At 40.4% G+C, this 6,501-nt stretch carries 7 protein-coding genes; 6 read left to right on the top strand and 1 reads right to left on the bottom strand.

The features are described 5' to 3' along the window. The first annotated feature begins 212 nt into the window (after positions 1-212). Entirely contained in the window at positions 213-1,700 is a 1,488-nt protein-coding gene (locus tag V7124_RS10275; protein ID WP_335488757.1) for a DEAD/DEAH box helicase, read from the top strand. Next, positions 1,697-2,413 carry a ComF family protein gene (locus V7124_RS10270; RefSeq protein ID WP_335488754.1) on the top strand — a complete coding sequence of 239 codons (717 nt, stop codon included), beginning with the start codon at positions 1,697-1,699 and terminating at the stop codon, positions 2,411-2,413. The genes V7124_RS10275 and V7124_RS10270 overlap by 4 nt, the downstream gene beginning before the upstream one ends. Before the next feature lie 12 nt (positions 2,414-2,425). On the opposite strand, the gene V7124_RS10265 is transcribed toward V7124_RS10270, so the two are convergent. Beyond that, positions 2,426-2,926, bottom strand: a complete 501-nt coding sequence (locus tag V7124_RS10265) for a spore coat protein (RefSeq protein WP_335488751.1) — start codon at positions 2,924-2,926, stop codon at positions 2,426-2,428. 254 nt (positions 2,927-3,180) lie between these two features. Here V7124_RS10265 and hpf point away from each other — a divergent pair, with 254 nt between their 5' ends. The 4 genes from hpf to V7124_RS10245 form a co-directional block, all read left to right on the top strand. Next, positions 3,181-3,729: a ribosome hibernation-promoting factor, HPF/YfiA family gene (hpf, locus tag V7124_RS10260; protein ID WP_335413248.1), complete on the top strand. Its 549-nt coding sequence runs from the start codon at positions 3,181-3,183 to the stop codon at positions 3,727-3,729. A 258-nt stretch (positions 3,730-3,987) separates the two neighbouring features. After that, positions 3,988-4,830: a DUF1028 domain-containing protein gene (locus V7124_RS10255; RefSeq protein WP_335488748.1), complete on the top strand. Its 843-nt coding sequence runs from the start codon at positions 3,988-3,990 to the stop codon at positions 4,828-4,830. A 124-nt stretch (positions 4,831-4,954) separates the two neighbouring features. Next, positions 4,955-5,323 (top strand): cytochrome-c oxidase, encoded by a 369-nt coding sequence (locus tag V7124_RS10250; RefSeq protein ID WP_335413243.1) that lies wholly within the window; start codon positions 4,955-4,957, stop codon positions 5,321-5,323. Between the two features lie 189 nt (positions 5,324-5,512). Further along, on the top strand, positions 5,513-6,501 hold a 989-nt coding region (locus V7124_RS10245), incomplete at its 3' end, for a DUF5667 domain-containing protein (protein ID WP_335488744.1).

Below are 6,501 nucleotides of genomic sequence, written 5' to 3'. Positions count from 1 at the left end.
GAAGATTAGTCCTCAATCCCCCCACATCGAGGACAAATCTTATAGGAGTTTCCTAGCGTTAGCGATTTCATTCTTCTAAAAAGTTATTCGACAATTTGCAGGAATTTTGTCACTCACTGTTGAATGGATTCAAAAAGAATAAAGGAGTGATTCATCATTGAGAGAACCTTTAAATGATACAACCATCAACCTATCGGAAGGGGGGTGTGTCTGTGCGTTTTTACCAAAAAGAAAATCATTTAATTCCAACAAAAGAAAAACATAACTCCCTACCTATTTCCCAAATTCCCAACATTCCTCAACCATTTTTAAATCCTTCCTATTCCTTTAATCCTGATCTTCAAAAGCTGCTTACTGGCAAACAACTCTTACTAGATGACATCCCATACCCTCTCGAAGACATCCAACACCATTATGAAAATGGATATATCACCTACAAAAAAGGAATTGAATATAACCGGAATAAGCCAGTATGTTTCCGTTGTGGAAATAAAGATACGCAGTGGTTTGCTATTTTTCCATGTTCGAGGTGTGGCGAACAATGCCTTTATTGCCGTAAATGTTTGATGATGGGGAGAATCAGTGCCTGCACCCCTTTACTTGGCTGGAATGGTCCAGCACCCGACCATCTGCTTCCTGAAAAAATTCTCGAGTGGAAGGGGCAATTGTCGGAAGGACAGCAAATAGCATCAAATCATGTTGTGGATGCAATCCAGCAGAATCAAGAGCTGCTTATCTGGGCTGTTTGTGGAGCAGGGAAAACAGAGGTCCTGTTCGCTGGAATTGAAGCAGCGCTTGCTGCCGGAAAAAGAGTTTGTATCGCGACACCGCGAACGGACGTAGTCCTTGAGCTTAGCCCGAGATTGAAAGCGGCGTTTCCTGGAATGACGGTCGCTTCCTTATATGGAGGGAGTGAGGACCGCCATCTCTATGCCCCTCTTACCATAGCAACTACACACCAGCTGCTCCGTTTTTACCACGCCTTCGATACCGTCATCTTGGACGAGGTCGATGCTTTTCCATATACAGTAGAGGAATCTCTTCAATATGCGGCTGTTCAGGCAAGAAAACCAGATGCAGCCATGATTTACCTTACAGCGACACCAAATGAAAAATGGCAAAGGGAATGCTGCACTGGTAAGCGGGCTTTTACTACCATTCCTGCCAGATTTCACCGTCACCCGTTACCAGTACCACACTTTACCTGGTGTGGAAATTGGCAAAAGGGGTTAAAAAAGGATAAGCTGCCAGCCAATGTGATTCTCTGGGTTAAAGAGCGTCTCCGGAATGATAAGCAAACGCTACTCTTTTTCCCGCATATAGCCTTAATGGAAAAGGCACTCCCCATCCTGCGCCTGCTCGCTCCCGCTATTGAAGCTGTCCACGCTGAGGATCCATATCGGAAAGAAAAGGTTCAAAAAATGCGAGACAAAAACATCCCGATCCTGTTGACGACAACCATTTTAGAACGAGGTGTAACATTTCCCAATATTGATGTAGCGGTTGTCGGTGCTGAGGATGATATTTTTACTGAAAGTGCCCTCGTCCAAATTGCTGGGAGGGCAGGGAGAAGCAAGGATTATCCAGGTGGTGTTGTGACATTTTTTCATTATGGAAAAACGGAAGCCATGCTTAAAGCACGTAAACAAATGATCAACATGAATCATGAGGGTGTTAAAAGGGGGCTAATTGATTCATGAGTCTATTCCTTCAGGACTATTGTTTGATTTGTCATGATAGTATTCAGCCAGCTATCGGTTGGAAAGCCATTTTTTCAGAAGAAAAAGAATTACTCATTTGCCCAACCTGTGAGGGGAAATTTGAAAAAATTGAAGGTGAAAAATGTAAAATATGTAGCCGGTTGTTTCGTCATTTGGATGAAAGGTTTAGACATGTTGATTTGTGTCACGACTGCGTTCGGTGGGAGGAGGACAGCGAATGGCAGGGGTATCTCGATATAAATCATTCAGTATTTCTTTATAATGATTTTTTCAAAGAAGTAATGGCAAAATATAAATTCCGTGGAGACTATGTATTGGCAAAACTATTTGCTGAAATTATCAAAGAGTCCCTGCGAAGGATAAATCCGGATTTACTTGTACCCATTCCTTTAAGTAGCGAGCGGCTATATGAGCGAGGATTCAATCAAGCAGAGGCACTTATCCTTGAGTCAGGATTAACCCCTGCAAATCTTCTTACCCGGATACACTTGGAAAAACAATCGAAAAAATCACGAGCAGAACGTATTCATATTCCCCAAGTTTTTCAAGTGAACCAGCAAACAGAATTAACAGGGAAGGAGATACTGCTAATAGACGACATTTATACAACAGGATCGACACTTAGACATGCTGCAAAGCTGTTAAAAGAAAGGGGAGCGAAAAGTGTGTGTTCCTTAACGCTCGCCCGATAGCCAGCTAGTCTTTTAATATTTCATTTTTAAGGCTTTTTGGGCATTCTCTATATCATGTCCCAACAAGCGTCCTAAATCGTAAGCAGGATAAAGCCCATGTTTGTGCATATAATTAAAAATCCGTTCATGACCTTTAATAGCCGCGCTTATTTGTTTGGTCAGAACATTCCTTAAAGCTGGTGTTGCAGTTTCTGTTATAGCAATAGATAGATTCCTAACTAGGGCTTTTGAAAGAACGAGAAGGTCACCGGCATAAAAACCGACATCCTCACGATAGTCATCGTTATCATCCCTGCCTTCGTATCCTGCAGCGGAAGGATAAAATTTGAGTAATTCAGTTAGGTTATGCTCAAGTTCATGAATACATTTGTTGTAGATTTCTTTTAGCTCAGCATCAGGAACCTTTTTATAAGACATTTTTAATTTCATTAATCCGACAGCTTGAAACGCAACCAATTCATGTAGCTCTAATGTTTCGTGCCAGGCTAGCGTTTTTCTTTCCTGCTGTTCCATTTATTAACTCCTCCAGTCATTTTTCATCTCCGTACTTTATTCATAAGACTTAAAGGTGGTAATTTGTCCTTGAAAATAATAGACTTAAGGTGTAGAGACATTTCTAAATGACCATTGTAAGCGGTTTATATTTTTTACTATTTCCCCTGTGTTTTTGTCAAAATTTCGACAAAATTTTTATTCGGATTTAGCAGGAGAATCATAGGGTAAAATAGAAATGTATTTACATAGGAATATAAAGGAGGAGTCCACAAATGAATTATAACGTTCGTGGTGAAAACATTGAGGTAACTCCAGCAATTAGAGAGTATGTTGAAAAGAAAATTTCTAAATTGGAACGCTATTTCACAGAAGCACCTGAAGCAACGGTACATGTGAATTTAAAATTTAATCAAGATAAAACGTCAAAGGTAGAGGTAACCATACCACTGCCAAATCTAGTCCTTCGTGCCGAAGAAACGAATGTTGATATGTATGCTGGAATTGATTTAATCTCAGACAAGCTTGAGCGTCAAATCCGCAAGCATAAAACAAAAGTTAATCGTAAATTCCGTGAAAAGGGTGTTATACCGATTACGTTTGCAACTTCTGAAAACACTGAAGTTCAAGAGGCAGATGAAGATGACTTAGAACTTGTTCGTACTAAACGCTTTGATCTTAAGCCAATGGACAGCGAGGAAGCAATCCTGCAAATGAACCTGCTAGGGCACAGCTTCTACGTGTTCAACAACGCAGAAACGAACCGTACAAACGTTGTTTACAAGCGTAAAGACGGGCGCTATGGTCTAATTGAAACACATTAATAAAATACAAAACGCAGTCCTGAACAATCGGGGCTGCGTTTTTATGAAAGGCTGTTTTCGTAACGATTGTTGTTAAAATCTTAAAGCCGATTTTAACGTGAAAATAGTTATTTTTACCCCATTGATTATAGTTTACAAGCTCTTTTCTTTTTAAAGTTTCCGCTGTTTTCTAAGAATGCACAGCATAAACATTAATTTTGTTATAAAAAGCAACAAAGTTTAAGAAAAGAGCCTTATGAAAATAAGGAGGCTATTACTATGACATTTTCTATTGTAGGCTTTGATCCACTCGAAAAAGAATGGGGAATTGCTGTTCAATCCAAGTTTTTAGGAGTGGGTGCAGTCGTGCCTTGGGCGAAGGCAGGTGCCGGGGCCGTTGCGACTCAGTCCTACGCAAATACGGCTTATGGACCTAAAGCACTTGAACTAATGGAACAGGGGAAAACAGCACAAGAAACATTGGAATTACTGCTTGCTGATGACCTAGACAGGGAAATGCGTCAGGTCGGGCTGATTGATTCAAAGGGAAATGCTGCAACCTTCACAGGAAAAGCTTGCTACGATTGGGCCGGCGGGGTGACAGGCACCCATTTTGCTGCACAAGGCAATATTTTAGTCGATGAAAAAACAGTCGATGCTATGGCACATGTATTTACAGAAACTACTGGAACACTGGCTGACAAGCTCCTCGCTGCGTTGGATGCGGGGCAGGAAGCTGGAGGAGATAGTAGGGGGAAGCAATCCGCTGCCCTTTATATTGTCAAAGAAAAAGGCGGGTATGGCGGCTTTAATGACCGCTATATGGATCTTAGAGTAGATGATCACCAAGATCCGATTAAAGAATTACTTAGAATTTATCAGTTGCAGCAGTTGTATTTTGCACCTTCCAAGCCTGAAAGAATTGCCGAGATTGAGGGAGAAATAAAAAATCAATTACTTCATCATTTAACAAGATTGAACTACCTTAGCAGTGAATTGCCAAGCAGTGAGGAGATTTTTAAAGCGCTAACCGCTTTTATTCATACGGAAAACTTCGAAATGAGAGAACAGAGTACTGGGTTAATTGATCTAGAGGTTCTTGAGTATATGAAGCAATCATAATCCATCCAACCTCCTTCCCAATAGGAGGATTTTTTTTGTGAAGCCCCCATTGATAGTAATATTGGAATTTAATTGAAATATAGTATAATAGTTGGAAAATTTGAAAAATGGGGGTAGGTACAAAGTGGGAAAAGCATATTTAAAAATAGCCGTTGTTTATTTTACAATTGGGGTGTTGGCCGGGCTGATAATGGGGATTATTCATGATTTTCGTTTTTCTTCTGTTCACGCACATGTTAACTTACTTGGCTGGGTATCGATGGCATTATTTGGAGTTATTTATCACTTATATCCAAATGCAGCGAATTCAAAATTGGCGAAAACTCAGTTCTGGTTACACAATATAGGGGTCCCTGTCATGTTAGGCGGGATTGCTCTACAGATATTGGGGGTCTCAGCAGCACTTCCACCAACCATCATCGGTTCCATCGTCGTTGTAATAGGAGTTATTTTATTTACAATCAACGTCTTTAAACATGTTGGAAAAAATTAAAGGCCGCTTAACTTTAAAAGCACAGAGGATATCATTTTCGATACCCTCTGTGCTTTTTTATATGGAAAGTTGGTAACTATATTAATCTTGTATAAAAATTGCTAAAATTAATTCCAAACATTACCGACAAAAAAAGAGCTGCCGTAACGTAGATTTTAGTAGAAATTCTTTTTGGGAGGCAAAATCAACATGAAGACAAAAAAGTTAACGCATATTTTATCAACTGGTATGATCGCTACAACGCTTATTTTTTCAGCAGGTGCAGGACAAGCATTTGCTAATGAAGATGGTGCGCAAACAACTGAAACAAGTGTGATTGAAGAAACAACAGCAACAGAAACTGGGGAAACTGTTGTTGATTTAACCCCTGTGAGTGAGGAGGCAGCTTCCGAGGGAACAGAGCCTGTTGTTGAGGAAGGCACGGACGCTGAACCCATAAGTGAAGAAGAATCTGGTGAACCGGAAGTGATTGATCTAGGTGGTGAAGGTACGGAGGACACAGCAGAAGTTGACGAAGAGGCTCCAACGTTAATTCCTGGTGATTTTTTCTATTTTGTAAAGGTAATGGCAGAAAAAGTTCGTCTTGCCTTTACTTTTGATGATTACAAGGAAGCAAAGTTGATAGCGGAATTTGCTGCTGAGCGTATTTCAGAAGCGAATGCGTTAATTGCTGATGGAAAAACAGCGGAGGCTGAGGAGCTCTTGAAGGAAGCTATTGCCACCCAGGAACAAGCTGAAGAAACACTTCCAGAAACAGAAGAAGCCACTTCTGAGGAAACGGTTGCAGAAGAAACAGCAGTAGAAAGCAAACTTGCTCATAATATTGATTCGCTATTGGTTGTTCTGGCAAAGGTTGAAAATCCAAAGGCACAGCAAGCAATCATGAAAAATCTGCAAAAGTCGTTTGAACATCTAGAGAAGAAGTCTGGTAAACTAGCAAAAAAGAAAGCTAAATTTGCAGACAAAATGAAGGAATTAGAAGAAAAAGTGAATGATGGACAAATTTCAGAAGAAGATGCAGCTGAGGAACAGTCTAATCTGGATGAAGATCTAGCCAAAGATGAACTGGAAGTTGTAGAAGAAGCAGCAAAGGATGCAGCGGAAGTAGAAAAAGAAGCAGCTGAGAACCAACAAGAAGCAGCAGTAAAAGCACAAGAGAAACAACAAAAAGCAGCTGA

Origin of the sequence: Neobacillus niacini, assembly GCF_036961885.1 — a bacterium.
Lineage (GTDB): Bacteria > Bacillota > Bacilli > Bacillales > Cytobacillaceae > Neobacillus > Neobacillus niacini_H.
This window is presented reverse-complemented; position numbering and strand designations above follow the sequence as displayed.

Coding starts and splice junctions, on each gene's coding strand:
- V7124_RS10270 (WP_335488754.1), top strand. CDS start 1,697: ATGAGTCTATTCCTTCAGGACTATTGTTTGATTTGTCATGATAGTATT.
- V7124_RS10265 (WP_335488751.1), bottom strand. CDS start 2,926: ATGGAACAGCAGGAAAGAAAAACGCTAGCCTGGCACGAAACATTAGAG.
- hpf (WP_335413248.1), top strand. CDS start 3,181: ATGAATTATAACGTTCGTGGTGAAAACATTGAGGTAACTCCAGCAATT.
- V7124_RS10255 (WP_335488748.1), top strand. CDS start 3,988: ATGACATTTTCTATTGTAGGCTTTGATCCACTCGAAAAAGAATGGGGA.